Raw genomic sequence first — 26,592 nt, forward strand, 5'->3', positions numbered from 1 at the left:
GCTGCTCCGTCCGCATGAGCAGGCCGCGGAGCGCCTACGCGCCGCGCCGGCGCCGTGGACGTACGCGTGCGTGGGACACGTGTGTCCCGCGGCCCCCGCCTCACGCGCGCGTGTCCGGTGCGTCCGCGGGTCAGCCGCGGCGCAGCGCCGGGTGGTCGGCGACGACCGTGCAGCTGCCCGCGGCGATCTCCGTGTACCCGGCGTCCCTGACGACCGGCAGCCCGCTCGCGGTCAGCTCCGCCCAGCGCTCCGGCCCCGGCGTGCGTACGGCGAGGGGGAAGCCGGCGGCGCGCCAGGCCGCGCGGTCCGCGTCGGACAGCTCCCACCAGGCGAGTTGGGCACCGTGGCCCGCCTGGGCCATCGCCTTGCCCGCGGACATGCCGAGCCCGGGCGCCAGCCACAGCACCGGAACCCCCGGCAGGGCCGGGGGAGGGGGTGCAGGGTCGTCCAGGTCGGTGCCGGAGACCTGCAGCCGGGCGAGGTCCCTGGGCCAGCCGTCCAGCGGCACGGGCGGGAAGACCCGCACCTCTGCGGCGCCCGCGGCGGCCTCGGCGCCCACGGGTGCCCCGGCGTCTCCGGCCGTGCTCCCCGGGTCGGCCGCCGCGGCTCCGGCGCCCGCTGCCGCCCCGCCGCCCGCCGACGTCACCGTGATCCCCGGCAGCGCCGCCGCCCGGCGCCACTCCGTGCCCCGCGCCCGCCTGACCACCTTGCGGATCCGGGCGTCCTGCCAGTCCCGTACCGCCCGGGCCCACTCGCCCTCGCCCGCGGCGCGCTCGTCCGCCAGCAGGACCAGCACCGCGCGCGCCGCCGTCTGGAGCGCGTCGGTGCGCGTCGGAGGGCTGCCGCGTTCGATGCGTACGACGAGGGGGAGGACGAACTGCGGCAGTGCGTCGCGGCTCACCGCCTCGTGCTGGAAGGGGCTGGTCTCGGCGCCGGTCACACGATCAAGTGTGCCAGGGGCGCCGCCTGCTTGGCGGAGGGAGGGGTTCCGGCGGATCATGCCGTATGCGCAGTGATTTGTTCGCGAAGGAAAACATGGCCGAGCCCGCGACGCAGGCCGGCATGACTCTGCAGAACTCGAAGTCGATCAAGTACGCCGTCAACGGCGAGTGCCTGGCCCGCCAGGGCGCGATGATCGCTTATCGGGGCAATCTGCAGTTCGAGAAGAAGGGCCAGGGGGCGGGGCAGTTCCTCAAGCGCGCGGTCACGGGCGAGGGGCTGGCACTGATGTCGGTCAGGGGGCAGGGCGAGTGCTGGTTCGCGCTCAGCGCGGCCAACTGCTTCATCCTCGACTTCGACCACCCCGGCGACAGCCTCACCCTCAACGGGCGCAACGTGCTGTGTTTCGACTCGACGCTGTCCTACGACATCAAGGTGGTCAAGGGCGCCGGCATGGCGGGCGGCGGGCTGTTCAACAGCGTGTTCACCGGCCAGGGCCGGCTGGGCGTGGTCTGCGACGGCACCCCGATCGTCATCCCGGTCTCCCCCGGCTACCCGGTCTTCGTCGACACCGACGCGGTCGTGGGCTGGAGCACACAGCTCCAGACGGGGCTGCACCGTTCGCAGAGCTTCGGCTCCATGATCCGCGGCGGCTCCGGCGAGGTCATGCAGCTGCGGCTGGACGGCGAGGGGTTCGTCGTGGTGCGGCCGAGCGAGATGGGCCCGGGGGCGCCCGCCGGGTGACCGGGGCCGCCGCGGCGGGCGGGGGCGGCGACCGCCGCGTCCTCCCTCCGCGACCGCGGCGTCGTCTCCGGTACGGGCCTCAGCGTCTCTGATTGGCCTAGTGATCCCCAGTGTTGCTCAGAGATGTAGCCCAATCGCCTTCGTGCCCTGGTGCCGATGGACGAGTCCGTCGGCCCGCGTGGCACGTCCCTCCGGGCGCTGACCGACCAGACACCCAGGTGCTGACCGGGGAGGGTGCCCGACGTCGCCTGGGCGCCGGCGTGCGTGTCACACTCTGCCACAGGACTGCTACGGTTGGCTCATCCGATTGGTGAGCCTGCCGCCATCAGCTCCGAGACCGTGGCGAGGCGATAGCCCCGCCGGCGCAGCTCCGGCACGATCTCGCGCACCGCCCGCTCCGTGACCGGCGCCGCGCTGCGGGTGACGTGCAGGACGACCACCGACCCCGGCCGTACCCGCGTCAGCACCTCCTGCGCCACCGCGCCCGGGTCGGTGGCGAAGGCGTCGCCGCTGGAGACGTCCCACTGCACGGCGGTCACGCCGGTCGGGGCGAGGGCGCGCAGCGCGGTGTCGTCGTAACAGCCGCCGGGGAAGCGGAAGTACGGGACGGGCGCGGGTACGCCGGCGCGGCGCAGCTCGGCGAAGGTGCGCTCGACCTCGGCGCGCATGGTGCCGGGGGCGACCTCGGGGAGCCCGTAGCAGGGGGTGGCGAAGGCGTGGTGGCTGTAGGAGTGGTTGGCCACCTCGAACAGGGGGTCGCGGCCGATGGCGCGGGCCTGGTCGGGGTAGCGGGCGGCCCAGGTGCCGGTCATGAAGACGGTGGCGGGTACCTTCAGCTGCCGGAGCGCGGCGATCAGCCCGGGGTTGTCGAACTGCTCGCCGGCGTCGGCCCGGTCGTGCTGGTCCGCCATCATGTCGGCGTCGAAGGTGAGCGCCACGAGCTTGCCGCCCGCGGCCCGGCGGGCGCCGTGCCGCCACACCGGCGCGGGCCCCGCGCGGGCCCGGGCCGGCCGCGGCGCCCCGGCCGCGCCATGCGCCTCCGCGCCCGCCTTCCCGTACGCCTTTCCGCGCGCCTTTCCGTACGCCACCGGGCCGTCGCCGTGCTTCCGGGCGGCGGGCGGGCCGGTCGGCGGCGCGGGCGCGGACGACTCGGCGCACGCCGGGAGGAAGAGGGCGAGCAGCGCGGCGAGGGCCGCGCGGGCACGGTGCGGCCGCCGGAAGTGGATCATGCGGGGAGCGTAAGAGCGCTCCTCGGGGGCGCGCACGCCGGAGCGAGCGCCCGGGTGAACGGGGGACGGCGCGCCGCGGCGCCGGCCCGGGCGGCGGACCGGGTGCAGATCCGGTCTCCGCCGGGCCGGCGCCGGGCGCCGTGCCGATGCCGCCGCGTACGGCGCGTACCGTACGGGCCGGGCTGGGCGCTACCGCCAGGGGCCGGTGATCGCGAACGTGGTGCCGGGCGCGTAGCAGTTCACGTACATCGTCCGGCCGTCCGGCGAGAACGTGACGCCCGCGAACTCGCCGTACTCCGGCTCCTCCGCGCTGCCCGTGTTCTGCCGGTTGCGCGCCACCGCGAAGACCTCGCCGCGCCGCGAGACACCGTAGACGTGCTGCTCGCCGCCGCCGTCCTCGCACACGAAGAGGCCGCCGGTGGGAGACAGCGCGATGTTGTCCGGGGACTCGCCGGGGGTGTCGACGCCGTGGTCCGGGCCGAAGCGGATGACGAGCTTCAGCTCGTTCGTCTTCGGGGTGTAGCGCCACACCTGGCCGAAGTGGTCGCCGCCGGAGCCCTCGTCGGTCCTGGCGAAGCTGGAGACGAAGTACACCGACCCGCCGCCCCAGTAACAGCCCTCCAGCTTCTGCGCGTACGTCATCGCGCGCCCGAAGTCCTGGTGGCGGATCGGGGTCCCGGCCGCCAGCGGGTCGGGCACCTCGATCCACTCGACGTCGTCGAACGTGGTGCCGATCTCCTCGACCACCGACAGGTCGGGCACGTCCGGCACCCGCATGGCCTGCAGTTCGCCGCCGGCCTGCAGGGAGCCGAGGCCGCCCCTGGGCTTCTTCGGCAGGAAGCGGTAGAAGAGCCCGAAGGGGTGCTCGAAGGCGTCCTCGGTCTCGTACACCACGCCGTTGGACGGGTCGAAGGCGACGGCCTCGTGCTGGAAGCGGCCCATCGCGGTGAGCGGGACGGCGCCGCTCGCCTGCGGGTCGGCGGGGTCGACCTCGAAGACGAAGCCGTGGTCCTTGGTGTACCCGTTGGTGCCGGCCTTGTCCTCGGTCTCCTCGCAGGTCAGCCAGGTGTTCCAGAGGCTGGGCCCGCCGGCGCAGTTGACCGCGGTGCCGGCGATGCCGACGCGCTCGCTCTTCGGCTCGCCGTTCCCGCCGGTCTCCAGCACGGTGCAGCCGCCCATGCCCATCGGGTCGTACGTCAGGCCGTCGATGGCCGGGACGCGGTACGTGGCGTTGTGGCGGTTCTCGTGGTTGCGGACGAGTTTGACGCCGGCACCGCCGCCGCGGGCCCGGAAGGCGGCCATGCCGTCGTGGTTGCTGGGCACGGTGCCCTCGCCGGAGAGCAACTGGTCGCCCTCGCGGGACAGCACCCGGTAGCGGAAGCCCTGGGGGAGGTCGAGCAGACCGTCGGGGTCGGGGACGAGCGGGCCGTAGCCGGCGCCGCTCGGGGCCTGCGCGGCGGCGGTGCCGGCGTACAGCTCGGCGACGGCGCCGGTGAAGGCGATGCCGGCGCCGAGGGCACCGGTGCGGGCGAGGACCTGACGTCGTGTTGCAGACATGCGGTAAGACCAACCCCCTGCTGGCGGACAGGAAAAACGGTGACCCGACCGTGTGTACCACCCGGTGAAGCGAAAGTGAACCAGGTGAGAGGGTGTGTGAAGGGTCTATTCCGCTGCCTGGGGCGCGTCGCCGGTGGCGGCGTGTGCGTCGCGGGTGAGAGCGGTCAGCCGGGATATCGCGCGGAAGTACTTCTTGCGGTAGCCGCCGGCGAGCATCTCCTCACCGAAGAGCCGGTCGAACGGCACGCCGGAGGCGAGCACGGGTATCTCCCGGTCGTACAGCCGGTCCGCCAGCACCACGAGGCGCAGCGCGGTCGCCTCGTCGGCCATCGGCCGCACGCCGGTCAGGCAGACGGTCCGTACGCCGTCGGTCAGCGCGCCGTAGCGGCTGGGGTGGACGCGCGCGAGGTGGCCGAGGAGGTCGGTGAAGGCGTCGAGCGTGGCGCCGGGGACGGTGCGGGCGGCGCGGGCGACGGCCTCGTCGGTCAGCGGGGCGGGGGTGGGGGTACCCCCGCCAGTGAGGGCGTAGCCGGTGGGGGAGGGAAGGCCGCGGTGGCGGTAGTCGTCGCCGTCGATGCGCAGCGGGCGGAAGCGGGCGGCCAGGCCCTGTATCTCGCGCAGGAAGTCGGCCGCGGCGAACCGGCCCTCGCCCAGCCTGCCGGGCAGGGTGTTGGAGGTGGCGGCCAGCGCGACGCCGGACTCCACGAGCTTGCCGAGGAGGGTGGAGACCAGCACGGTGTCGCCGGGGTCGTCCAGCTCGAACTCGTCGATGCACAGCAGTCGGTGGCTGCCGAGGGTGCGTACCGTCTGCTGGAAGCCCAGCGCCCCCACCAGGTTCGTCAGCTCGACGAAGGTGCAGAAGCCCTTGCGCTCGGCGACGGCCTCGGTGGCGTGCCAGAGCGAGGCCAGCAGATGGGTCTTGCCGACGCCGAAGCCGCCGTCCAGATACACCCCGCGCGGCCCGGCCGGCTCCTTCGGCGCCCGCCGCCACCACGGCCGCCGGGTACCCCCACCGACGGCGGTGGCGCCGCCGCGCAGCCCGGCGGCGAAGGCGGTGAGGGCGCGTACGGCCTCGGCCTGACCGGGGCGGGCCGGGTCCGGGACGTACGTCGAAAAGCGCACCGAGTCGAAGCGCGGCGGCGGCACCAGCTCGGCGACCAGCCGCTCGGCGGGGACGTGTGGCTCGCGGCCGGTGAGCGCGCCGGGGGAGGTGCCGGCGCCGGGCGTGTCGGCGGTGGAGGAGACGGGAGGGGGCACGTCCTCACTGTACGGTCGCCGCGTCGGCGAGCCGCACACCAGTGCGCCATGCCACACTGCCGCGTATGCGCCGCCTGCTGCCCGTGCCCGCCGACCCGTCCCTGCTCGCCGACCGCGAGTGGTCCCTGGACGAACTGGCGGACGCCTACGCCTATCCCGCGCGGGACGGCGTGTGGCTGCGGGCCAACATGGTCAGCACCGCCGACGGCGCCGCAGCCTTCGGCGGACGCTCCCAGCCGCTGTCGTCCGACGCCGACATGCGCGTCTTCGGGGTGCTGCGCGGGCTGGCAGACGCGGTGGTCGTGGGTGCAGAAACGGTACGCCTGGAGGGGTACCGGCCGGCCCGCGCCAGGGCCGCCTTCGCCGCCCGCCGGGCCGCGGCGGGCCAGACCCCCGCGCCGCCCGTCGCGGTGCTCTCCGCCTCCCTCGACCTGGACTTCTCGCTGCCGCTGTTCACCGCGCCGGCCGCCCCCACGCTGCTGCTGACGGGTGCGCGGGCGCCCGTGGAGCGGCTGGCCGCGGCCCGGGCGGCGGGGGTGGACGTCGTGGTCGCCGGGGAGGGCCGGGGCGCCGACCCGGCGGCGGCCCTCGCGGCGCTCGCCGGGCGCGGCCACCGGCGGCTGCTCATGGAGGGCGGGCCCGCCGTGCTGGGGGCCTTCGCTCGGGCGGGGGTACTCGACGAGCTGTGCCTGACCCTGGCACCCCGGGTGGCGCTGGGGGACGCGCCGCGGATCACGCGCGGCGCCGCTCCGCGGGTGGAGCCGCTCGGCCTCAGCCTGGAGTCGGTCATGGAGGAGGCCGGCTTTCTGTTCACGCGTTACCGTCGGTTCTGACAATCTGCGGAATATTACGTTCCGCTTAGTCGTGCTGGGGCAGACTAAGTCGGCAGGATCGTTTCTGACGTGGTCTTTGTGCCTGTGCGGAAGAAGGGCGTTCATCGTGTTCACCACCGTCCTGATGATCGAGAAGCCGCTCGCACCCGTGGATGCGGAGATGGTCACCACCCTCCACGGCCAAGAGACCGTCAGCTTCGTCGTGCTCCTGCAACCCCGCGGAGACCAGGGGGTGCTGCTGCGGGCCCTCGACGATGTGGCGCTCGGCGAACTGGAGGACGCGGTCCGCGAGACGGACGAGCCGGAGGGGCACGAGGCGCTGCCCACCGCCCGGCTGGCGCTGGAGCACTCCCTCCAGGCGCTGCGCGAGAAGGGCGCCGAGGCGGTCGGGGAGATCGTCGACCGGCACCCGCTGGACCTGCTGAAGTCTGTCGTGGAGCAGACCCGGGCCGACGAGGTGATCGTGCTCACCGCGCCGCACCTGGTGGAGGAGTTCTTCCACCGCGACTGGGCCTCCCGGGCCCGGCACAAGGTCGGCGTGCCGGTGCTGAAGCTGTTCGCGCACGAAAGCTGACCCGCCCGGCCCGGGGTGGTCACCGCCGTAGCCCGGCCCCGGAATGTCGGCGGGGGGTGCGAGAATCGTGGCGTCCCGACCGAGCCCAAGGAGCGCACCACATGACCCCGGGGATCCCGCCCACGCTGGAGAGTCCGCACTTCGTCGGCATCGGCGGCGCCGGTATGTCGGGCATCGCGAAGATCCTCGCCCAGCGCGGCGCCGCGGTCGCCGGCAGCGACGCCCGCGAGTCCGGCACCGTCGCCGCGCTCCGCGAGCTGGGCGCCGTCGTGCACCTCGGGCACGCCGCCGGGCACCTCGACTCGGGCGCGAGCGCCGTCGTCGTCTCCTCCGCCATCCGCGAGGACAATCCCGAGCTGGCTGCCGCCCGCGCGCGCGGCCTGCCCGTCGTGCACCGCTCCGACGCCCTCGCCGCCGTCATGGACGGGCTGCGCCCCGTCGCCGTCGCCGGCACCCACGGCAAGACGACGACCACCTCCATGCTCGCCGTCGCCCTGCGCACCGTCGGCCGCGACCCCTCGTACGCCATCGGCGGCGACATCGACGCCCCCGGCTCCAACGCGCACCACGGCACCGGCGACCTCTTCGTCGCCGAGGCCGACGAAAGCGACCGCAGCTTCCACAAGTACGCGCCCGAGGTCGCCATCGTCCTCAACGTCGAGCTGGACCACCACGCCAACTACGCCTCGCTGGAGGAGATCTACGCCTCCTTCGAGACCTTCGCCGCCCGCATCGTCCCCGGCGGCACCCTCGTCGTCTCCGCCGACCACCCCGGCGCCCGCGAGCTGACCCGGCGGCTGGCCGGCGGCGGCGTGCGTACCGTCACCTACGGCGAGTCACCCGACGCGGACGCGCGCGTGCTCGGTGTCACCCCCCGCGGCCTGGCCAGCGAGGTCACCGTGCTGCTCGACGGCGCGAAGCTCACCTTCGGCGTCTCCGTCCCCGGCCGCCACTACGCCCACAACGCCGTCGCCGCCCTCGCCGCCGGCGCCGCGGCCGGCGTGCCCGCCGCGGAGCTGGCGCCGGCGCTGGCGTCCTTCACCGGCGTCGGCCGGCGGCTCCAGACGAAGGGCACGGCCGCGGGCGTACGGGTCGTGGACACGTACGCGCACCATCCCACCGAGATGAGCGCCGACCTGGAAGCCGTACGGGCCGCCGCGGACGACGGCCACGGCGGGCGCTCCGGCCGCATCCTCGTGGTCTTCCAGCCGCACCTGTACTCGCGCACCCGCGAGCTGGGCGCCGAGATGGGTCACGCCCTCGCGCTCGCCGACGCCTGTGTCGTGCTCGGCATCTACCCCGCCCGCGAGGACCCCATCCCGGGCGTGACCAGCGACATCATCATCGACGCCGCCCGTGCCCGGGGCGCCGACGTCACCCCGGCGCCCGACCCCGACGCCGTCCCCGGCCTCGTCGCCGGAATGGCGAAGCCCGGCGATCTCGTTCTCACCATGGGGGCAGGGGACGTCACCGAGCTGGGACCGAGGATCCTGTCCCGACTGGAGGGCTGACATGACGTACGAGGTCGACAAGCCGGACGAGCAGTGGCGCGCGGAGCTGTCGCCCGAGGAGTTCCGCGTCCTGCGGCAGGCCGGCACCGAGCCCGCATTCACCGGCGAGTACACCGACACCAGGACCGAAGGTGTCTACGAGTGCCGCGCCTGCCGCGCGGAGCTGTTCCGCTCCACCGAGAAGTTCGAGAGCCACTGCGGCTGGCCGAGCTTCTACGACCCCGCGCGGAGCGAGGCCGTGGAGCTGATCGAGGACCGCTCGCTGGGCATGGTCCGTACCGAGGTGCGCTGCGCCCGCTGCGGCTCCCACCTGGGGCACGTCTTCAGCGGCGAGGGCTACCCGACGCCGACCGACCAGCGCTACTGCATCAACTCCGTGTCGCTGCGGCTGGTGACGGACGGGGAGTGAGGTCCGTACCACCCCGGCGGCGCGTGCAGGCGGGTGCCCGCACGCGCCGCCGGTCCGTCAGGACGACCCCGGGGAACGCCACTCCGCGAGTTCGTCCAGGGTGATGACGCCCGGGTCGTTGTACACCCGGTCCAGGAAGTCCGGCGGGTTGTGCTGTCCGTCCTGGATGTAGTCGCCGCTCCAGGTGGTGAACCAGCTCCAGTCGGCCTCGTACGCCCGCAGCAGCTCCGGGTCCGGGATCGACCCGGTCTCGGTGAGGGCGATGAGCTTCTGGTCGCCGCCGAGTTCGATGAGCTTCTCGTACGTGGCGCTGACGGGTCCGTGGTCGCCGACGGGCGGGTAGGTGTCGGCGCTGACGATGTCCACGGTCTCGTCGCCCGGGTACCACGCGGGGTCGACGGAGTTCCACACCCAGATCAGGTTGTGCAGCCCGTGGTGGTTGACCATCCGGTCGTACATCAGGTTCCACAGGTCCGTGGCGGGCCCGGGGCCCTTGGCGCCCCACCAGAACCAGCCGCCCTCGGCCTCGTGCAGCGGGCGCCACAGCACGGGGACGTCCGCGTCCTGCAGTCGCTGGAGTTCCTTGGCGATGGCGTCGATGTCGCGCAGCAGCAGCGCGTACTCCTCGGAGTCGGGGTCGGCCAGCGCCTGCGCCACGTCGAACGTCGTGGCGTCGGTGTAGAAGCCGCGCCACCACTCCTTGCCGGGCTCGTCGATCAGCCCGGTCGGGGCGTTCCAGTGCCAGGTGAAGGTGGTGATGCCGCCGCGTTCGTCCCAGGCCAGGGCGTTCTCGACCTCGGTGGAGGTGGTGCCGCGCTCGACGCGGCTGGGGGAGTAGTCCATCATGTCGAGCCCGGCGACGGCCGGGGTCTTGCCGACGTTGTCCTCCAGCCACTGGATGGAGGCCATGTCCTGCTGGCCGCTGAGGATGTTCTCGCCGTAGTTCGCGGTGAGGTCGGCCAGCAGCTCGCGGGCCTCGGGCGTGGCGTCGGGGTCGACGGGAACGCCGGAGACCTGGTGCGGAGGCCGGGGCTCACTGGGGGCGAGGCTGATGGCGTCGATCTCGTACCAGCCCCAGTTGTTCACGATCGTCACCGTGTTGGCGCCCTCCCGCAGGAGCACCTTGCCGGCGGGGACGGTACTGAAGGTGTCGGTGGGGGCGAAGGTGACATCTCCCGCGCCCTCGCCGTTGAGCTGCAGCGTGGCGGTCTTCTGGCCGTAGGGCGCGCGGTAGTGGATCGTCAGGTCGTGCAGGCCGCCGGGACTGTCGGGGACGGTGATGGTGAGCTGGTCCGACGCCGCGTCGAAGCCGGCGACGTAGCCGGTGCCGGAGTAACCGGGTGCGGTGGACTCGACGACGACGCCGCTGAGTTCGCCGTCCTCGGCCTCGTAGACGGTCGGGGCGGCGGCCTGCCGTGCGGTCCCGCCGGCTTCCGCGGCCTGCTGGGCACCGGCGTGGGACGGGAGGGCGGACACGGAGAGCAGACCGGCGAGGACTGCTGCCGGCACGGCGAGCAGCAGCGCCGGCCGGCGCCGTCTGCGTGGGGGTCGGGGCATGGGGTCTCCAGGTGTGGGGGGGGCGTGAGCACTCCGCTATGGGAGCGCTCCCAGGGCGCGCGTGATAGGAGAATGGCAACGTCACCATCACTCGTCAACACCGCGCGCAGAGCCACCGGCGTGATCTGCTTCGACGACGTCACGGCCATGGCCCGCCCGGCGCGGGGATGCCGCCGAGCGGAGCGCCGGGAGCCTCCCGGGCCCACCCCCGATATGTGTGCCGGGCCCGGGAGGCGTTTGAGCGTCCCCGCGTCAGCCCTCGACGCGCTCGAACGGGGTCGGGGTCTCGCCCGTCCAGCGGTAGAGGTAGACCTCGCCCTCCTGCTTGCGCACGCCGCCGTCGTCGACGGCCCGGCCTTCGGCGACGTAGTACCGGCCGTCGCCCAGCGCGTCGATGCCGTAGTTGCCGTGGAACTCCCAGCCGCGCACGCCCGTCGCCGGGTCGTTGAGGCCCGCGTCGCGCAGCGTCAGCAGCTCGCCCTTCTCCGGCTGCGCCTGGCCCTTGATCTCGCCGCGCACCGGCTCCTTCGAGCCGTCGACGGTGAAGAACGAGTAGTTCGGGAAGCCCTCCTTGACGCCGTCGTAGACCGCCATGAGCCAGTTGCGGGTGTACGGGTCGTACTGGAGGTTCTGCACGCCGTAGGTGGTGTTGCCGGTGTACGCGAAGTACTTGCCGCCGACCCGGTCGGGGCCGCTGCGGTGCGGGTCGGCCTGCGACAGCGGGCGCTCGTAGCGGCGCCAGTCGCGCACGTCGTACTCCAGGATCACCTGGTGGTCGTTGTCCGTGCGCTCGGTATGGGAGTAGACGCCGTACGCGACCATGAGCTTCTGCTCCCCGCCGCGCTCGCCGAACTCCGGGCCGAAGGAGACGCCGTCGATGCCGCTGCAGCCGTAGCGGTGGTCGGGGGTGTCCGCGGTGTCGCCGTCGAAGACGCCGTCGCCGTTCATGTCGGCGGTGAAGTCCTCGACCACCTCGTCGAGGTGGACGGCGGTCATCACGCCGTCGGTCTCGGCGTTCATGCCGACCCGGTCGATCTTGTTCACGTCGAAGACGGCGATGTAGAACGCCTCTTCGGCCTTGTATTCAAGAGAACCGTAGACCCGGCCGTCGCGGTTGTTGAGGTCGATGTCGCCGAGGTGACCGGTGAGGCCCTCGACGGTGCCGATCACGTTGCCGTCGAGGTCGGTCTTGACCAGCATCTGCGTGAACGACCAGTAGACGTAGCCGCGTTCGGTGTCGACGGTCACGCCCTGGACGTGGCTCGTCGGCCACGCCCCGCCCTCGATGTGGGTGGGCAGTTCGGCCGGGCGCGGCTTTGCTGCGGGAGCGGCGTCGGCGGCTGCGAAGCCTGCCGGGGCGGCGGTGAGGAGGAGGGCGGGGACGGCTATGCCGGCGACGACGGCCGCTCTGGCCGTACGGTGCTTGCCGCGCATGCGGGTTCCTTACGTTGTTGGTGGGCTGATTTCATCGGTGACGAACGTCCGGATTCGCGCAGTGGAGCAGGGGACGGCCGGCCAGGTGGCGGCCGACTTCGGCGGCCACCATGTCGGCCGCGTGGTGAGCGGTCTGGCGGCTGGCGCCGGCCAGGTGGGGGGTCATCACGACGCCCGGGGTACGGGGCAGTCGCGAGTCAGCGGGCAGCGGTTCGACGGGGAACACGTCGAACGCGGCGCCGAAGAGCCGGCCTTCGTCGAGGGCGTCGCAGACCGCGTCGTAGTCGACGAGGGAGCCGCGGGCACAGTTGACGAGGACGCCGCCGGCGGGCATGAGGCCGATCAGCTCGCGGGAGATCAGCCCTGCGGTCCCGGGGGTGGCGCGGGCGTGCACGGTGACGAAGGCGGAACGATTCATCAGCTCGGGCAGCCCGACCAGTTCGTCCGGCGCGACGGTGCCCGCGTCGGCGAACGGGTCGGCGACGAGCACGCGCGCGCCGAAGCCGCGGACGATGCGGGCCACCCGGGAGCCGATGGCGCCGTAGCCGACGACGCCGACGGTGCTGTCCGCCAGCTCCGGGCCGACGCTCTCGTAGCGGTAGTAGTCGCCGCGCCAGGTGCCGGCGGCCAGGTCCGCCTGGGTGGCGGGGACCCGGCGGGCGGCGGCCAGCATCAGGGCCACGGTGTGCTCGGCGGTGGCGGTGGCGTTGCGGCCGGGGGCGTAGGTGACGGCGACGCCGTGCCGGGTGGCGGCGTCGAGGTTGGCGTTGACCGGGCCGCCACGGCTGACGCAGAACAGCCGCAGTGCGGGGCTGGCGGCGAGGATCCGCTCGGTCAGCGGCGCCATCTGCGTGACGCAGACGTCGACCCCGTCGAGGGCCTCGATGAGCTGGTCCTCCGTCCCCGACGCCTCGCGGACCTCGGCGACCGGGCCGAACGGCTCGACGGGCCAGGGCAGCGTCAGCTCGCGGAACGCGGCGCCGGGCGCGACCGGGCGGAGGCGGTCGCGGAGCAGGTCGTTGCGTACGAAGTGGTCGCCGGCGGCGAGGATCACGGTCACGCGGGGACTCCGGGGGTCACGGGACGGTTCAGCGCCAGCAGCGAGGGGGTGCCGTCGCGGAGGACCAGCTCGTTCAGGGCGCAGTTGGCCAGGTACGGGAAGACGCGGCGGTAGTCGCGCAGCGGCAGACCGAGGAGCCGGCAGAGGGTGAGCCGGATGGCGGTCGAGTGCGCGACGACGAGTATCCGGCCGTCGTCGTTCTCTCCCCCGTCCTTCTCTCTCCCGCCCTCGTCGCCGGCGCCGTGTCCGGCGCGCAGCTCGGTGAGGAAGGCGACGTAGCGCTCGACGACCGCGGCCGGGTCCTCCCCGCCGGGGAAGTGGTGGGCCACGGGGTCGGTCTCGAAGGACGTCACCGCGTCGGGCATGCGCTCGCGCATCTCGGCGCGGGTCAGCCCCTCGGCGACGCCGAAGTCCAGCTCGCGCAGCCGCTCGTCGAGGTGCAGCGGCAGCCCGGAGCGGGCCGCGCTGTCCGCCGCCGTCTGCCGGCAGCGGAGCATCGGGGAGGACCACACCGCCGTCAGCCGCGCCTGCTCCGCCCAGTCGGCGAGGGCGGCGGCCTGGTCGTGACCGTGGTCGGTGAGGTCGATGTCGGTGGCGCCGGCGTAGCGGTTCTCGCCGTGCCAGACGCTCTCCCCGTGCCGGACGAAGATGACGTTGAGGCTCATGCCGCGGTCCTCTCTCGTGCGTGGGCCGCGACGACCTCGGGCAGCCAGCCGCGCCGGGCCAGCAGGCCGACGAGCCGGACGTAGCCCTCGTCGTGGGCTGATCGGTACGTGTCGCGGGGCTCGACGGTGCGGTCGGCCCGGACCATCGCGGCGGCGGCACGGTCCAGGGCGCCGCCGCTCCCGTCGAGGGCGGCGGCGGCCAGTACGGCCATGCCGAGCGCCGGCTGCGCGTGGCGCGGCAGCGTCACCGGGCGGCGCAGCACGTCGGCGCGGAGCTGGTTCCACACCGGGTTGCGGGTCGCGCCGCCGGTGAGGACGACGGCCCCGGTGGCGGGGGCGCCGAGCAGGTCGGCGTAGTCGAAGCACAGCCGCTCCACGTACGCGGCCCCCTGCAGCAGCGCCGCGAAGTCCTCGGCGCGGTCCGCCGCCGCCCGGCTGCGGAACGCCGTCGCGTCCGGGGCGACGAACGGGAACCGCTCCCCGGGCGAGACCAGCGGATACCGCAGCAGCCCGGTGGGCAGCAGCGCCGCCGCCCCGGCCGTCAGCCGGTCCAGGTCGGCGCCGGCGAACTCCCGCGCCACCAGCCCCGCCCCGACGCTGGACGCGCCGCCGGGCAGCCAGGTGCCCGCGGGCGACCGGTGCGAGTACATGACGCCGGCCGGGTCGTGGACCAGCTCGGCGGTCACGCCCTTGAGCACCAGCGTGGTGCCCATGACGGAGTTCCAGCTGCCCACCGCCGTGGCGCCGGAGCCCAGTTGGGCGGCGCAGCCGTCGGTCATCCCGGCCACCACGGCGGTGCCCGCGGAGAGTCCCGTCTCCTCGGCCGCGGCGGCCGAGACCTCCCCGAGCACCGTGCCGGGCGGCACCAGGCCGGGCAGCAGCCCGGCGGGGATCCCGAGGTCCGCGAAGACCTCCTCGGGCCAGGTCGCGGTCGCCGCGTCCGCGCCGGTCTTGAGTGCGTTGCTGGTGTCGGTGGGTACGTCGTGGCCGACGAGCCGGCGGTTGACCACGTCGCTCTGGTGCGCCAGCCGCCAGCCGTCCGCGGCTGCCCGCGGGTGGTGGTCGAGCAGCCAGCAGAGCTTGGGCAGCCCCCAGGAACGCTGCATCCGCCGGTAGCCGGCCCTGGTCCACCGCGCCTCGCCGGCCTCGTTGACCTTCTCGGCCTCGCCGGCCGCGCGCCCGTCGTCGTACATGAGCGCGGGCGTGACGGCGAGCCCGCTCCGGTCGGTCAGCGTGACGGTGCCGGAGGTGGCGTCGACGGCCACGGCCCGGATGCGGCGCGGGCCGGCGCCCGCGGCGCGGACCCGCCCGACGGCCTGCCCGACCGCGGCGCAGACCGCGCGCCACCACTCGTCCGGGTCCTGCTCGTGGCGCTCGCCGCGGCGGTCGCTGGTGAGCGGGGCCGCCCCGGTGCCGAGCAGCCGCCCGGCGGAGTCGGCGGCCACCGCGCGGACGCCCTGGGTGCCCAGGTCGATGCCGAGCCAGGCGTCCGGTGCCGGGTCGGTCATGCGCCCGCCCCGCTCGCGGGCCCGCCGTCACCGGCCGAACGCTCCCGGCCCAGCGCCCACACCGGCCGGTGCAGCTCCCGCAGCCGCAGAAACGCGGCGTAGCTCGCGTCCGCGGCGCGGGCGGGGTCCGGTTCGTACGACGCGGCGATCCGCACCTGCCGGGCCGCCGCGGTCGCGAAGTCCGGCTCCCGGCCGGTGGCGACCACGCCGGTCAGCCACGCGCCGCGGGCGCCGATCTCGGTGTCCGCGGGGATCGCCACCGGCACGCCCGTGACGTCGGAGATCAGCCGCATCCAGAACCCGCTGCGGGTGCCGCCGCCGCTGAGGGTCAGCAGGTCCGGCGCGGCGGGGGAGGCGGCGAGGCAGTCGCGGATGGCCAGGGTGACCCCCTCCACCACCGCGCGGGCCACGTCCTCCCGGCCGCTGTCCAGCGACAGGCCGGTCAGCGAGCCGCGCGCGGCCGGGTCGAAGAACGGGGCGCGCTCGCCGGCGGGGGAGAGGTACGGCAGGAAGCGCACCCCCGCGGTGTCCTCGGCGCCCCGCTCGGCCAGCTCCATCAGCTCGGCGGCGGAGGACAGCCCGAGCAGCTTCGCGCCCCAGTCGAGCATGTCGCCGCCGCTCATCGTGGGGAAGGCGCGCAGGTAGTGGCCGGGGACGCCGAGCGGGACGGTGATGCCCACGGCTTCGCCGCCGGCGCCGTCCGGCGGGCCCGCGACCGGGGGCGCGTCGGTGACGATCTCGGTGGAGAGCGTGGTGCCGAGGATGGTGCACGCGCGGCCCGCGCTGACCGCGCCGGAGCCGATCGCGGTGGCGCAGATGTCGTACGGCGCCAGCACCACGGGGACGCCGGGGGGCAGCCCGGTCTCGGCGATGGCGGCGGGGTCGAGCGCGGTGACGCGGTGGTCGTCGTCGCGCAGCGGCGGCAGCAGGTCGCGGGCCCACTCCACCCCGTACAGCTCGAACAGCCGGTCCGACCAGGTCCGCGCGGCGATGTCCAGGAACGGCGCCGCGGCCTCCGACTCGTCCACGGCCGGCTGTCCGGTGAGCTTGTAGTACAGCCAGCCGCCGCAGGTCAGCAGGTGCCGGGAGCGGGCGATACGGTCCGGGTCGTGCGCGCGCAGCCACGCCAGCACGGCGTTCGGCATGCCCGTGGACAGCCGCGAGCCGCAGACGCGGAACGCCTCGTCCACGGTCCCGTCCCGCTCCCAGTCGCCGACGATGCCGGCGGCGCGGCCGTCGTTCCACAGCACCGCGGGCCCGGTGGGCCGGCCCTCGCCGTCGACCAGCCAGGCGCCGTCGCCCTGCCCGGTCACCGCGACGAACTCCGGCGGCGCGGGCAGCGCCGCGACCACCTCCCGTACGGCGGAGGCCACCGCGTCCCACACGTCGGCCATGTCCTGTTCGGCCCAGCCCGGCCGGGGCCGCGTCACCCGGGTCGGGCGCCGGCCGACCGTCAGCTCCGCGCCGTCCGGGCCGTAGCCGACGACCTTGACGACGGTGGTGCCGGCGTCGATCGCGATCGCGGTCATGTCCCCAGCCCTCATGTCCCCAGCCCTCATGTCCTCAGCCCCTTCCGTGTGCCTGCCGCGACCGGCGGGCCGCGGAGTCCAGGGCCACGGCGACGAGCAGCACCAGGCCCGTGATGATGAAGCGGTACGAGGAGTCGAGGTTGAGCAGCGTCAGCCCGCTGGAGATCGACTGGATGACCAGCACGCCCAGCAGTGCGGCGAACGCCGAGCCGCGCCCGCCGAAGAGGCTGGTGCCGCCGATGACCGCGGCGGCGATGGCATTGAGGTTGACGTCCGCGGTGCCGGTGGACTGGTTCGCCGCCGCCAGCCGGGCGGCGGCCAGCACGCCGCCGGTCGCGGCCAGCGCGGAGCACATGACGAACGCGGAGGTGTAGACGGCGCGGACGTTGAGGCCGGCCCGGCGGGCGGCCTCCGCGTTGCCGCCCACCGCGTACAGGGACCGGCCGAACTTCGTCTTGGTGAGGACGTAGTGCACCATCAGCACCAGGCTGACGAAGAGCATGAACATCCAGGGGACGCCGCGGGTGCGGTTCAGGTAGTAGACCGTGAACAGCAGCGCCGCGGCCAGCAGCCCCGCCTGCAGCCCGACCCACTGCATCGACGCCGACGACAGCCCGGCGCGGCGCCGGCTGCGGACCCGTACCCAGCCCACGGCGAGGAAGCCGCCGGCCGCCGCGATCGCGAAGACATAGGCGAGGGCCTCGGGGACGAACCACACCTGCGCGAACTTCACCAGCGGCGAGTCGTACGGGAGGTTGATGGCGTTCTGGTCGCGCAGCAGCCACAGCTGGGTGCCCAGGAACGCCAGCAGCCCGCCGAGGGTGACGACGAAGCTGGGCACGCCGAAGCGGTTCAGTATCTGGCCGTAGAGCCAGCCGATCGCGCAGCCGCCGCCGATCGCGACGGCGATCGCCAGCACCATCGGCTGCTCGTGCTTGACCATGACGACGGCGGTGGCCGCGGCCGACACGCCGCTGACCGAACCGACCGACAGGTCGATCTGGCCGACCAGCAGCACGCATACGATGCCCAGCGCGATCACGCCGAGGGGCACCATCTCGAAGGTCAGGTTCACCAGGTTGGTGCTGGACAGGAACGTCTGGTTCAGCGACTGGAAGATCGTCCAGATGACCACGATGCCGGCGACGACGGGCAGCATGCCGAGGTCGCCGTCGCGGGTGCGGCGGACGGCGGCGCGGACGCTGTCGCCGATGCCCTGGGGCGTCGACAGCCGCTCGTCCTGCAGATCGGCGGACTTGCCCAGCGGAGTGTCCAGGGATGTCACGGCAGTTCCTTCTCTTTCCGCGGGGCGGTGTCCGGCCCCTGCGCGGCGGCAGCCCGGCGCGCGGCGCGCTGCGCGACCACGTTGTCCACCGCGCCGGTGATCGCGGCGACGACCTGCTCCGAGGTGACGGTGCGGGCGTCGAACACGCCGTTGTTGCGGCCGAGGCGGAGCACCGCCACCCGGTCGGCGACGGCGCGCACGTCGTCCATGTTGTGACTGATCATGACGACGCCGAGGCCGTTGCCCTTCAGCCGCTCGATCAGGTTCAGCACCTCGGCCGTCTGCGCGACGCCGAGCGCGGCGGTCGGCTCGTCGAGGAGGATCACCTCGGGCTTGCCGAGTAGCGCCCGGGTGATCGCCACCGTCTGCCGCTGGCCGCCGGAGAGCGCGGCCACCGGCACGTCGAGGGTGGGGATACGGGCCGACAGCTCCCGCAGCAGCTCCCAGGAGCGGGTCTCCATGGCGACGTCGTCCAGCATCCAGGGGCGTAGCTCCTGGCCGAGGAAGAGGTTCGCCTTGACGTCGAGGTTCTCGCACAGCGCCAGGTCCTGGAAGACGGTGGCGATGCCGATGGCCTGCGCGTCGGCCGGGGAGCCGAGCGAGACGTCCCGGTCGTGGAAGGAGATGCTCCCCGCGTCGGGGGTGTACACGCCGGACAGGATCTTCACCAGCGTGGACTTGCCGGCGCCGTTGTCCCCGACGACGGCCACCACCTCGCCGGCGGCCACGTCGAGGTCGATGCCGGTGAGCGCGGCGACGGCGCCGAACTGCTTGCTGACGCCGCGCAGGGACAGCACGGTGGGCGCGGCCGGGGCCGCCGGCGCTGCGGGAGCTGTCATCGTGACCCTTCGTCCTTTCGTTTCGCCGGGTGGGTGGCGGGGGGTGCGGCCTGCGTACCGTCAGCTGATGCCGAGGCTCTTGCAGTCGTCGGCGTACTCCCGGGTGCACACGTCCTCGGCCTTCAGCACCCCGTCGGGGCCGAAGATGACCTCCTTGAGGTTCTCCTGCGTCACGACCGTCGGCTGGAAGAGCTGGGACGGCGTGTCGAAGAGCCGGGTGTCCGCCTTGGGCTTCTCGCCCTGCATCAGGTCGTACGTGACCTCGGCGGCGGCCTCCGCCACGGTGGCGATCGGCTTGGAGATGGTGTTGAACTGGTCGCCCGCGATGATCCGCTGAACGGCCGCCAGTTCGGCGTCGTTGCCGGTGATCGGCGGGACCTCGGCCTCGGCGGCCTTGAACGCGGCGATCGAGCCGCCGCCGGTGCCGTCGTTGGCGGCGACCACGCCGGCGATGCGGCCGGAGTACTGCGAGATCTGGCCGCTCACCCACTGCTGGGCCTTCTCCGGCGACCAGTCCGGTGTGTCGTACTCGGCGAGCAGCTTGTAGCCGCTGTCGTCGACGGCGTTGTGGATGCCCTTCTTGATCAGCCCGGCAGCGGCGTCCGTCGGCGAGCCGTTGACCTGGAGGATGCCGCCCTCGGCGGACTCCTCGTCGAGGTGGTCGACGAGCGACTGGCCGATGGACTCGCCGATCGCCTCGTTGTCGAACGAGACGTAGAAGTCGGCGGGCTTCGTGGGGATCGGCCGGTCGTACGCGATCACCTTGACGCCCTGCGACTGCGCGGTCTGCACGATGGTCGCCGCCGACTCGGAGTCCACCGGGTCCAGGACGATCACCTTGGCGCCCTGCGCCAGGGCGGAGTTGGCCTGCTGCTGCTGGAGCGCGGCGTCGCTGTCCGCGTTCTGGTAGATGACCTTGCACTCCTCGCACAGCTCGCGCATCCGCTTCTTGAACAGCGGGGCGTCGTACTGCTCGTAGCGCGTGGAGGCGAGGTCGGGCATGAGGAACGCGACCTTGCCGGCCCCGGTGCCGCCGCCTTCGCCGTCGTCACCCGAACCGCCGGGCTCCTCGGCGCAGGCCGTCAGTGCGCCGACGGCGAGGATGCCGGCGAGAGCAAAACTGGCCAGTCGTCTCATGTTCCACTCCTTGCTCGTGTCGTCCTTGCTCGTGGGCGCAGGGAAGGCGACGCACACGAAACTCGGATGTTTCATTCGTGTCAACGGGCCTCAGAAAATGAACAGTGAGCCCCGGTAATGCCCCCCTTTGAGTGTTCGCTCGATCAGGGGCGGCTAACATCGACCCGATGGCCGACACGATGGAGGGCTATGACAGCACAGGCAGTCGCGTCGCCATCCGTTTCGCAGGCCGCTCTGGGCGGTGCGCAGGGTCCGGATACGGGAATGTTCACTTCACAGAAAGAGAACAGGAGTTTTTTATGGGGGCAGAGGCGGCGGAGGCGGCAGAGACCCGGCAGCCGGCCGACATGAGCGGACGAAAGCCGCGGGAGCGGAGAGATCGCATCAAAGGCCGCGTCGTGGACGAAGGCTTCGTGCGCATCGAGCAGTTGGCCGACGAACTCGGCGTCACCCCCATGACCATCCGCCGCGACCTCGACCACCTGCAGAGCAGGGGCTGGCTCCGCAAGGTCCGCGGCGGCGCCACCGCCCAGCCCTCGACCGCGTTCCACGGCGACGTACGCCACCGCACGCAGGCGATGACGGCCGAGAAGAGCGCCCTGGCACGGGCCGCGCTGCCGCTGGTCAAGTCCGGCCAGTCGGTCATCGTCGACGACAGCACGACGGCCCTGGCGCTGACCCCCCTGCTCGCGCAGCGGGCGCCGCTGACCGTCATCACGAACTTCGTCCCGGTGACCCAGGTCCTGGCCGGCAGCCCGGGCATCGAGCTGATCTCCCTGGGGGGTACGTACTACCCGGCGTACGACGCCTTCCTCGGCCTGCGCACGGTGGACGCGGTCACGAGCCTGTACGCCGACACGCTCTTCGCCTCCACGACGGCGATCACGCGTGGGCACTGCTACCACCAGTCGCAGGAGACGGTGGCGGTCAAGCGGGCCCTGATGGAGGCGTGCGCCCGCAAGATCCTCCTGGTCGACCACACGAAGTTCCGCCGCCGGGGGCTGTATCAGCTGGCGCCCGTGACGGCGTTCGACCTGGTGATCGTCGATGCGGGTATTCCGCCGGCGGATCTCGACGCGCTGCAGGCGGACGGGGTGGAGGTACTGGTGGCCCACCCGGAGTGAGGCGGGGCCGAACGCTGGTCAGTGCTTGATCAGTACTTGGGCGTCACGGGCCCGGGGAAGGCGTCCGCCCAGTCCTTGAGGACGGCGACCGCGTCCGACTTCACCTGCCCATCGGCGGCCTGGCCGGGGAGGGTGCGCCGGTCGGCTGGCAGGGTCAGCTCACGATAGAGCCGAAGGTCCTCGAAGCCGTGGGTCGCCACGTCGTAGCTGGTCGCGCCGTAGACGAGGCGGGGGACACGGGCCCAGTAGCACGCGACCAGGCACATGGGGCAGGGCTCGCTGCTGGCGTACATCACGCCGTCCTCGAACAGGTGCCGGTCGAGCGCCGCGCCGGCCGCCCGGAGCGCCATGACCTCGGCGTGGGCCGTCGGGTCGCGGCGCTTGACCACCGAACTGGTGCCCTCCCCCACGACCTTGCCGCCGACGACGACCAGCGCACCGAAGGGGGTGTTGTCCTCATCCTCCAGAGCGCGCCTGGAGATGTCGATGGCCCGCTGGAGGAACCCGAGGTCCGTGTCGTTGAGCTGGTTCGCCGGCAAGGTCGTGCCTCCTACATGTGCACGGACGGGTCGATGTCGCCGAAGGGCCCGCCCCAGTCGAGGTCGTATCCGGTCAGTGGGGTGGTGCGCTGCGCCCCGGTGATGATCCCGACGGCGGCGTGGGACCGTGGCGGGTTGAGCCAGCCGCCACCGGCGTGGACGTCCACGAGATCGTAGACGTCCGTGTTCTGCTGGTCACCGCCGACGATGAGACGGTGGATGTGCAGGTTGGGGTGGCGCAGCAGCGCGGCCGTCGCCGACAGCCGGTACGTCCACTCCGCGTGCGCCGCGTTCAGGCGGGCGAGGTCGCCGCCGCGGGTGCTCTGGGCCGCCGGGACACTGTGCAGCACGAGACGGTCGACACGTACCCCGGGATGGTCGGCGGCGCAGTCGACGACGAGGTTGTCGATCTCCTCGCGGAGTGCGAGGTGGCTGGGGCGTAACCAGTCGAGGGAACATTGCACGACCAGCAGCCGGTCGATGTCTTCGCGCGGCAGCCGCGGAAGCGCGTCGAGCCAGGCTGCGGAGTCCACGGCGTACGAACTCACATGGCCTCCGCGGGAGCCGGAGCCGGTAGCCGCAGGATCGCCAGTCGGCGTACGAGATCGTCGGCGGGGTCCGCCCCGGACACCGCGCCGGCCTCTTCGGGTTCGGCCGCGGGCAGGGTGCGCGATGCCAGCCGGTGCGCCGAGGCGACCACCCGGTCAGGCAGGCGGGCCAGGAACGCGCGCAACTCCTCGTCACCGTCGCGCGGAGCGATCGGGGCCAGCCGGCAGGCCAGTGCGAGGACACCGGCGGCGAGCCGCTCGTGCGGCTCGACGTGCGGCACCGGCAACCGGGAGCCGCACGCGCGCACGAGGGCGGTAGAGCGGGACCACAGCGAGTCCGGCCGCTCGGCGTGGGCGAGAAGGCGCAACAGAGCGGTGTGGGTCTGCTTGCCCGTGGCCAGGTACTTGTGGGAGGCGTACGTGCGCAGATACGCGGCGAGGAGTTGCCGGTCGGGAGTGAACTCGGGACGGACGAGTTCCGCCGGGTGCGCCGCGGCGGGGTCCCGGAGGGTGGCGAGCGCGCCGATCGAGACCAGAACCCAGATGCGGTCGAACTCCCCGGGCGTCCCGAACGCGGCCCGGGCCCGGTCCGCCTGCGGAGTCGTCACCCGCACCTCGCCCTCGCCGAACAGCGCCTCGCGCAGCTCCGTGAGGATGGACGCGCCGTCCCAGTAGTTGCCCTGGAACTTGGTGCCGGTCAGCAGCTCGTAGACCGGATAGAACGCCGCCGCCTGGGCGGAGCCGTGGAACTCGACGAATTGGCGGATCCAGGCGAACAGCCCCAGGGGGCTGGTGATCACGCTGGTCAGATCCGCGTCGGTGGCCGCATGCGGTGGATCCGGGTCCAGCGTGAAGATGATGGCGTCGCGGGTCGTGACCGCGAACGCCACCAGCTCGCGCGCGGCTGCGGGCGAGGTCACCTGTCGGGTCGACATCGACCACGCCGTACTGGCCAGCCAGGCGCAGTAGCGGCCGAGATGACCGGCGAGGGCGGCGGCGCGGTCGCTGTCCAGCTCGCCGGGGCGGGGGTGGGCGTGAGCCGACGGGATGGCCGCGGTGGTGGGTGCCGATGTGATCTGGTCGAGGAGCGAGTCGACAAGTCGCCCCCCGCACGCGGTGGTGACGGTGGTGTCGAGACGACCCGCCAGCGCGGCCCTGGCGAGCCGGTGCAGCACCTCCAGATGCAGGCCCGCACGAGCCTCCCCGCCGGCACCGACGGCCGGCGCGGCCGTCAACTCCTCCACGCGGTCACGCACCGCATTGCCGTCACCGGCGACCACGGCGGCGTCGAGTTCGCGGATGTACGCGGCCAGCACGTCGTCGTCGGCGACCTTGCCGGCGGTTTCAGCCACGGAGACGTGCATGTCCGCGAGCCGGCGCTGCAGTGTTCTGCTGAGCAGCCGTTTCCTGCCGCCGGCGCTGGCGAGGCCGAAGAGCCGCACGAAGGAGAAGATGCCGAGCGCATCCGCGAGCAGGAAGACGACGGCACCGAAGGTGGACGCCGTGTCGTTGTCCGTGAGCATCCCGACGCCGAGCACCATTGAGCCGACCCAGCCGAGGACCACCCAGATCCGGAAGCCGATGTGCCCGTCGATCTCCCGCAGGGAGGGCCACGAACTGGAGGCGGAGAAGGCCAGGGCGAAGATGACGGCCTCGCCCGTGAGTACGGTGGCGAAGAAGGCGACGCTGAACTGCGCCGAGCCGATGACGCGGTCGCTGTTCACGGGTGCGGCGACGGCCAGGGGCACCGCCACGGCAACGGACATAGCGGCGGTCCAGAGCCCGAGCCGTGAGGACAGGGCTGCGGGACGACCGGCTCCCGGCCTGAGGGCGGCGGCCATACTCCCCCTGGGTCAGAACGCAACACCGAATCAGGGCGCAATCTTACGAGGCCGTGGGGCGGCAGGGAGCTGACGCGCAAAGGCGGTCGACGGGTCGTCGCTGTTCGGGCCGCGTGCACCGGCGGGCCGGAACGAGCGGTGGTCACGCTTGGGGTGGGTTGACGCGATTCAGGGCCCGGCTTCGGGGGAGCGGTCCGCGTCCTCGTCGACGATGTGGACCGCCGCTTCCTCCGCCGAGGCGGCGGCGCCGTTGATGCCCGCGTCGGAGGCGATCATGTCCTTCTCCTCGTCCTCGTGCGCGCCCTCGTCCGGGGCGACGAGGCGGCCGGCGCGGCGGTCGCCGACCTCGTCGTCGATCAGCTCGCCGTCGGTGTCGGCGGCGTCGCCGAGGCCGTCGTCGTCGGGGAGCACGGGTAGGTCGGGGATCTCCTCGGCGAGGCGCTCGTCCAGGGACTCGCCGCGGCGCTGCTCCGCTGCGGTGACGCCGGTGTGCTCGACGCCGCGGGGCTTCTCGGGGGGAGAGTAGCCCTCGTCCAGGGGGTCGACGGTCCCGTCGAGGGTGTCCTCGGGCGGTAGCAGCCCTTCGTCGTCCTGGGATCCGTCGCCGGGCGCCCCGGAGGCGTAGGGCTGGTAGACCTCGTCACCCGCAGCGCTGCCATCCTCGCCGTCGCCGCCCGTCACACGCGCCTCCCGTGGAGATGTTCCCCGCTGGGGTCATACTCGGCGCCCGCCCGGGCCCCGGACACCCGGGGCGGCCCGATCGGGTGGCGCGGGGGCCGGTGCGGCGGGGGCCGGGGGCCGGTTTCGGGCTCGGCCGGGGCGCGGGGATCCCGTCGGACCGCTCCGGTGAGAAGGACGAAATGAGGGGGTTCATAAAGGTCGAAGGTGAAGAAAACGGGCCCATGTGTGCGCCCCGAGGCAGGGCGCGCTTCGACGGGCTGCCGAACGCCTCGTGGAAGCCGGACCGACCGTCCGTTTCGGCCGGAGGCCGCTGCCACCGCGGCGTGGGGTCCCGCCGTCCGGCTGGACGAACCGCGCCACACGATGCCGCCCGAACGCTGACCCACCAGGGGCGGGGGCTCCGGCCCCGGGGGCTCCCCGTGCGGCCCCGGGGCCCCCGTGCGGCCCCGGGCCGATCGTTGGCAGTCGCGAAGTGGCATGTGCCGCCGGCCCGTGCCGGTGCCCGCGGCGCCCTCAGCGGTTCGCCGGGTTGATCCATTGCGGCTGCGACGGGTGCAGGAACCACGACTTGTGCCCCGGCTCCCGCGCCTGCCGCTCCGGGACCGGCACGTGATCGTATGCGATCTGCTCCGGCGGCGTTCCGTACCCCTGCAGCACCTCCCGCAGGTCCGTGATGAACTGCGCCGGGCCCGACAGGTACACCCGGTGCCTCGCCCAGTCCGAGTGCTTCGCCAGTGCCGCCTCCAGGCGCCGTGCCGTCGCGCCCTGGCGTTCGCCGCGCTCCGGCGTGATCACCGTGACGTCCACCCACGAGTGGTGCTTCCGCAGCGCCTCGACGGACTCCGGGTCGTAGACGTGGGCGGGGCTGCGGGCCACGAGGAAGAGCCGGGCGGTCGTCGGTGTCCAGCGCCGGACCATGTCCTCCAGCAGCGCCCGCACGGGCGCCCAGCCGGTGCCCCCGGCGATGAAGGTCACGGGCTGTCCGGCCTGGTTCGGGAGTACGGCCGTGCCGGCCGGGGCACCCAGGCGGAGCGTGTCGTCCGGCGCGATCTCGTCGACTAACACCGGGCTGAGCAGGCCGCCTTCGACGCGGCTGACGTGCAGGTCGATGGTGCCGTCCGCGCGCGGGGCGCAGCCGACCGAGTACGGCCGCCACACCCGCGGCACCTGCGGGGCTGAGACGCTCACGAACTGCCCCGCGGCGTACGGCAGGGTGCGGTCGGGGAGGAGGGTCAGGACCGTGACGCCCGGGGCGGCCTGGTGGCGGGACACGACGCGGCAGTCCCACCAGCGCGGCGCCTGCTGTCTGTCGGCCTCCTCGCTGCCGCTGATCATCGCGTCCGAGAGGATCTTGTACGCGCCGAGCCACGCCTGCTCGGTCTCCTCGTCCCAGGTGCGCGGCAGGCCGAAGCGGAGCGCGGCGATCAGGCTCTCGCCGACCGCCGCGTAGTGCTCGGGGCGGGCGTCGAACTTGCGGTGGTCGCGCCCCAGCGACGTCAGGTAGCGGGGCAGGTCCGGGTCGTCGAGGCGCTGGACGACGAGGGTGAGGGCGGCGAAGAGACGGTCGCGCTGCTCGGACATGTCCGCGGGGAAGAGTTCGCGGACACCCGGATTGCGGGCAAACAGATGCGAATAGAAGTACTTGGCAACATGATCAGCCCTGCGTTCAACTCGGGCAAAGCTCGCCCGGATTCGCTCGTTTGCATCCACGCACACCGACGGTACTGACCCCCGGGTCACTTGTTCAACACGGCCTCGAACAAGTTTCCCAAGTCGCTACCGAATCGATGCC

The 26,592-nt window shown here is 73.2% G+C and carries 24 protein-coding genes; 6 read left to right on the forward strand and 18 right to left on the reverse strand.

The features are described from left to right. Positions 1-130 precede the first annotated feature (130 nt). Entirely contained in the window at positions 131-1,000 is an 870-nt protein-coding gene (locus tag T328_RS01470; protein ID WP_496493933.1) for a peptidyl-tRNA hydrolase, read from the reverse strand. A gap of 5 nt (positions 1,001-1,005) precedes the next feature. Between T328_RS01470 and T328_RS01475 the strand changes: the two genes are divergently transcribed. Then, a complete protein-coding gene (locus T328_RS01475; protein ID WP_496493934.1) occupies positions 1,006-1,683 on the forward strand; it encodes an AIM24 family protein in 678 nt (225 codons plus the stop codon). Between the two features lie 299 nt (positions 1,684-1,982). Here T328_RS01475 and T328_RS01480 read toward each other — a convergent pair whose 3' ends face one another. The 3 genes from T328_RS01480 to zapE form a co-directional block, all read right to left on the reverse strand. Then, a complete protein-coding gene (locus T328_RS01480; RefSeq protein ID WP_496493935.1) occupies positions 1,983-2,912 on the reverse strand; it encodes a polysaccharide deacetylase family protein in 930 nt (309 codons plus the stop codon). A gap of 189 nt (positions 2,913-3,101) precedes the next feature. Continuing rightward, complete coding sequence (locus tag T328_RS01485) at positions 3,102-4,469, reverse strand: alkaline phosphatase PhoX (RefSeq protein ID WP_496493936.1); 1,368 nt, start codon at positions 4,467-4,469, stop codon at positions 3,102-3,104. Positions 4,470-4,574: 105 nt separating this feature from the next. Beyond that, positions 4,575-5,726 carry a cell division protein ZapE gene (zapE, locus tag T328_RS01490; protein WP_496493937.1) on the reverse strand — a complete coding sequence of 384 codons (1,152 nt, stop codon included), beginning with the start codon at positions 5,724-5,726 and terminating at the stop codon, positions 4,575-4,577. Between the two features lie 65 nt (positions 5,727-5,791). On the opposite strand from zapE, the gene T328_RS01495 reads away from it, so the two are divergent. From T328_RS01495 to msrB, 4 genes are all read left to right on the forward strand, one after another. Next, positions 5,792-6,559 carry a pyrimidine reductase family protein gene (locus T328_RS01495; protein WP_496493938.1) on the forward strand — a complete coding sequence of 256 codons (768 nt, stop codon included), beginning with the start codon at positions 5,792-5,794 and terminating at the stop codon, positions 6,557-6,559. A 106-nt stretch (positions 6,560-6,665) separates the two neighbouring features. Further along, positions 6,666-7,133 carry an indole-3-glycerol phosphate synthase gene (locus T328_RS01500; RefSeq protein WP_496493939.1) on the forward strand — a complete coding sequence of 156 codons (468 nt, stop codon included), beginning with the start codon at positions 6,666-6,668 and terminating at the stop codon, positions 7,131-7,133. A gap of 101 nt (positions 7,134-7,234) precedes the next feature. Beyond that, positions 7,235-8,644: a UDP-N-acetylmuramate--L-alanine ligase gene (gene murC, locus T328_RS01505; RefSeq protein ID WP_496493940.1), complete on the forward strand. Its 1,410-nt coding sequence runs from the start codon at positions 7,235-7,237 to the stop codon at positions 8,642-8,644. A gap of 1 nt (position 8,645) precedes the next feature. Further along, the gene (gene msrB / locus T328_RS01510; RefSeq protein WP_496493941.1) at positions 8,646-9,053 is read left to right on the forward strand and encodes a peptide-methionine (R)-S-oxide reductase MsrB; all 408 of its coding nucleotides are present in this window, start codon (positions 8,646-8,648) and stop codon (positions 9,051-9,053) included. A 57-nt stretch (positions 9,054-9,110) separates the two neighbouring features. Here msrB and T328_RS01515 read toward each other — a convergent pair whose 3' ends face one another. The 9 genes from T328_RS01515 to T328_RS01555 all read right to left on the reverse strand — a co-directional run bounded on the left by T328_RS01515 (position 9,111) and on the right by T328_RS01555 (position 20,067). Continuing rightward, positions 9,111-10,610: a glycosyl hydrolase gene (locus T328_RS01515; protein ID WP_496493942.1), complete on the reverse strand. Its 1,500-nt coding sequence runs from the start codon at positions 10,608-10,610 to the stop codon at positions 9,111-9,113. 252 nt (positions 10,611-10,862) lie between these two features. Further along, positions 10,863-12,044 carry a hypothetical protein gene (locus tag T328_RS01520; RefSeq protein ID WP_496493943.1) on the reverse strand — a complete coding sequence of 394 codons (1,182 nt, stop codon included), beginning with the start codon at positions 12,042-12,044 and terminating at the stop codon, positions 10,863-10,865. A 31-nt stretch (positions 12,045-12,075) separates the two neighbouring features. After that, positions 12,076-13,104: a 2-hydroxyacid dehydrogenase gene (locus tag T328_RS01525; RefSeq protein WP_496493944.1), complete on the reverse strand. Its 1,029-nt coding sequence runs from the start codon at positions 13,102-13,104 to the stop codon at positions 12,076-12,078. Continuing rightward, positions 13,101-13,769 (reverse strand): histidine phosphatase family protein, encoded by a 669-nt coding sequence (locus T328_RS01530; protein WP_496493945.1) that lies wholly within the window; start codon positions 13,767-13,769, stop codon positions 13,101-13,103. The genes T328_RS01525 and T328_RS01530 overlap by 4 nt, the downstream gene beginning before the upstream one ends. Further along, positions 13,766-15,277, reverse strand: a complete 1,512-nt coding sequence (locus tag T328_RS01535; protein ID WP_496493946.1) for an FGGY-family carbohydrate kinase — start codon at positions 15,275-15,277, stop codon at positions 13,766-13,768. Before T328_RS01535 ends, T328_RS01530 begins: the two co-directional genes overlap by 4 nt. Beyond that, entirely contained in the window at positions 15,274-16,806 is a 1,533-nt protein-coding gene (locus T328_RS01540) for an FGGY family carbohydrate kinase (RefSeq protein WP_496493947.1), read from the reverse strand. The genes T328_RS01535 and T328_RS01540 overlap by 4 nt, the downstream gene beginning before the upstream one ends. A 34-nt stretch (positions 16,807-16,840) precedes the next feature. Next, the gene (locus tag T328_RS01545) at positions 16,841-18,091 is read right to left on the reverse strand and encodes a sugar ABC transporter permease (RefSeq protein WP_496493948.1); all 1,251 of its coding nucleotides are present in this window, start codon (positions 18,089-18,091) and stop codon (positions 16,841-16,843) included. Beyond that, positions 18,088-18,930, reverse strand: a complete 843-nt coding sequence (locus T328_RS01550; RefSeq protein ID WP_496493949.1) for an ATP-binding cassette domain-containing protein — start codon at positions 18,928-18,930, stop codon at positions 18,088-18,090. Before T328_RS01550 ends, T328_RS01545 begins: the two co-directional genes overlap by 4 nt. A gap of 60 nt (positions 18,931-18,990) precedes the next feature. Then, complete coding sequence (locus T328_RS01555; RefSeq protein ID WP_496493950.1) at positions 18,991-20,067, reverse strand: ABC transporter substrate-binding protein; 1,077 nt, start codon at positions 20,065-20,067, stop codon at positions 18,991-18,993. A 398-nt stretch (positions 20,068-20,465) separates the two neighbouring features. Here T328_RS01555 and T328_RS01560 point away from each other — a divergent pair, with 398 nt between their 5' ends. Then, positions 20,466-21,191, forward strand: a complete 726-nt coding sequence (locus tag T328_RS01560) for a DeoR/GlpR family DNA-binding transcription regulator (protein WP_496494301.1) — start codon at positions 20,466-20,468, stop codon at positions 21,189-21,191. 29 nt (positions 21,192-21,220) lie between these two features. Here the strand turns inward: T328_RS01560 and T328_RS01565 are convergent, their stop codons facing one another. The 5 genes from T328_RS01565 to T328_RS01585 all read right to left on the reverse strand — a co-directional run bounded on the left by T328_RS01565 (position 21,221) and on the right by T328_RS01585 (position 26,540). Next, positions 21,221-21,730: a nucleoside deaminase gene (locus T328_RS01565; protein WP_496493951.1), complete on the reverse strand. Its 510-nt coding sequence runs from the start codon at positions 21,728-21,730 to the stop codon at positions 21,221-21,223. A gap of 11 nt (positions 21,731-21,741) precedes the next feature. After that, the gene (locus tag T328_RS01570) at positions 21,742-22,278 is read right to left on the reverse strand and encodes a hypothetical protein (protein ID WP_496493952.1); all 537 of its coding nucleotides are present in this window, start codon (positions 22,276-22,278) and stop codon (positions 21,742-21,744) included. After that, positions 22,275-24,044, reverse strand: coding sequence for a hypothetical protein (locus T328_RS01575; RefSeq protein ID WP_496493953.1), 1,770 nt, complete (start codon positions 24,042-24,044; stop codon positions 22,275-22,277). The genes T328_RS01570 and T328_RS01575 overlap by 4 nt, the downstream gene beginning before the upstream one ends. A 243-nt stretch (positions 24,045-24,287) precedes the next feature. Further along, a complete protein-coding gene (locus T328_RS01580; protein WP_496493954.1) occupies positions 24,288-24,800 on the reverse strand; it encodes a DUF5709 domain-containing protein in 513 nt (170 codons plus the stop codon). Positions 24,801-25,313: 513 nt separating this feature from the next. Next, positions 25,314-26,540: a globin domain-containing protein gene (locus tag T328_RS01585; RefSeq protein WP_496493955.1), complete on the reverse strand. Its 1,227-nt coding sequence runs from the start codon at positions 26,538-26,540 to the stop codon at positions 25,314-25,316. Positions 26,541-26,592: the final 52 nt, after the last annotated feature.

This window comes from Streptomyces sp. CNX435 (genome assembly GCF_059570575.1).

Bases quoted from the DNA above. Each gene is read 5' to 3' on its own strand.
- T328_RS01555 (WP_496493950.1), bottom strand. From the start codon at position 20,067: ATGAGACGACTGGCCAGTTTTGCTCTCGCCGGCATCCTCGCCGTCGGC.
- T328_RS01470 (WP_496493933.1), bottom strand. From the start codon at position 1,000: ATGATCCGCCGGAACCCCTCCCTCCGCCAAGCAGGCGGCGCCCCTGGC.
- msrB (WP_496493941.1), top strand. From the start codon at position 8,646: ATGACGTACGAGGTCGACAAGCCGGACGAGCAGTGGCGCGCGGAGCTG.
- murC (WP_496493940.1), top strand. From the start codon at position 7,235: ATGACCCCGGGGATCCCGCCCACGCTGGAGAGTCCGCACTTCGTCGGC.
- T328_RS01485 (WP_496493936.1), bottom strand. From the start codon at position 4,469: ATGTCTGCAACACGACGTCAGGTCCTCGCCCGCACCGGTGCCCTCGGC.
- T328_RS01550 (WP_496493949.1), bottom strand. From the start codon at position 18,930: ATGACAGCTCCCGCAGCGCCGGCGGCCCCGGCCGCGCCCACCGTGCTG.
- T328_RS01475 (WP_496493934.1), top strand. From the start codon at position 1,006: ATGCGCAGTGATTTGTTCGCGAAGGAAAACATGGCCGAGCCCGCGACG.
- T328_RS01515 (WP_496493942.1), bottom strand. From the start codon at position 10,610: ATGCCCCGACCCCCACGCAGACGGCGCCGGCCGGCGCTGCTGCTCGCC.
- T328_RS01520 (WP_496493943.1), bottom strand. From the start codon at position 12,044: ATGCGCGGCAAGCACCGTACGGCCAGAGCGGCCGTCGTCGCCGGCATA.
- T328_RS01495 (WP_496493938.1), top strand. From the start codon at position 5,792: ATGCGCCGCCTGCTGCCCGTGCCCGCCGACCCGTCCCTGCTCGCCGAC.
- T328_RS01480 (WP_496493935.1), bottom strand. From the start codon at position 2,912: ATGATCCACTTCCGGCGGCCGCACCGTGCCCGCGCGGCCCTCGCCGCG.
- T328_RS01575 (WP_496493953.1), bottom strand. From the start codon at position 24,044: ATGTCCGTTGCCGTGGCGGTGCCCCTGGCCGTCGCCGCACCCGTGAAC.
- T328_RS01540 (WP_496493947.1), bottom strand. From the start codon at position 16,806: ATGACCGCGATCGCGATCGACGCCGGCACCACCGTCGTCAAGGTCGTC.
- T328_RS01535 (WP_496493946.1), bottom strand. From the start codon at position 15,277: ATGACCGACCCGGCACCGGACGCCTGGCTCGGCATCGACCTGGGCACC.
- T328_RS01530 (WP_496493945.1), bottom strand. From the start codon at position 13,769: ATGAGCCTCAACGTCATCTTCGTCCGGCACGGGGAGAGCGTCTGGCAC.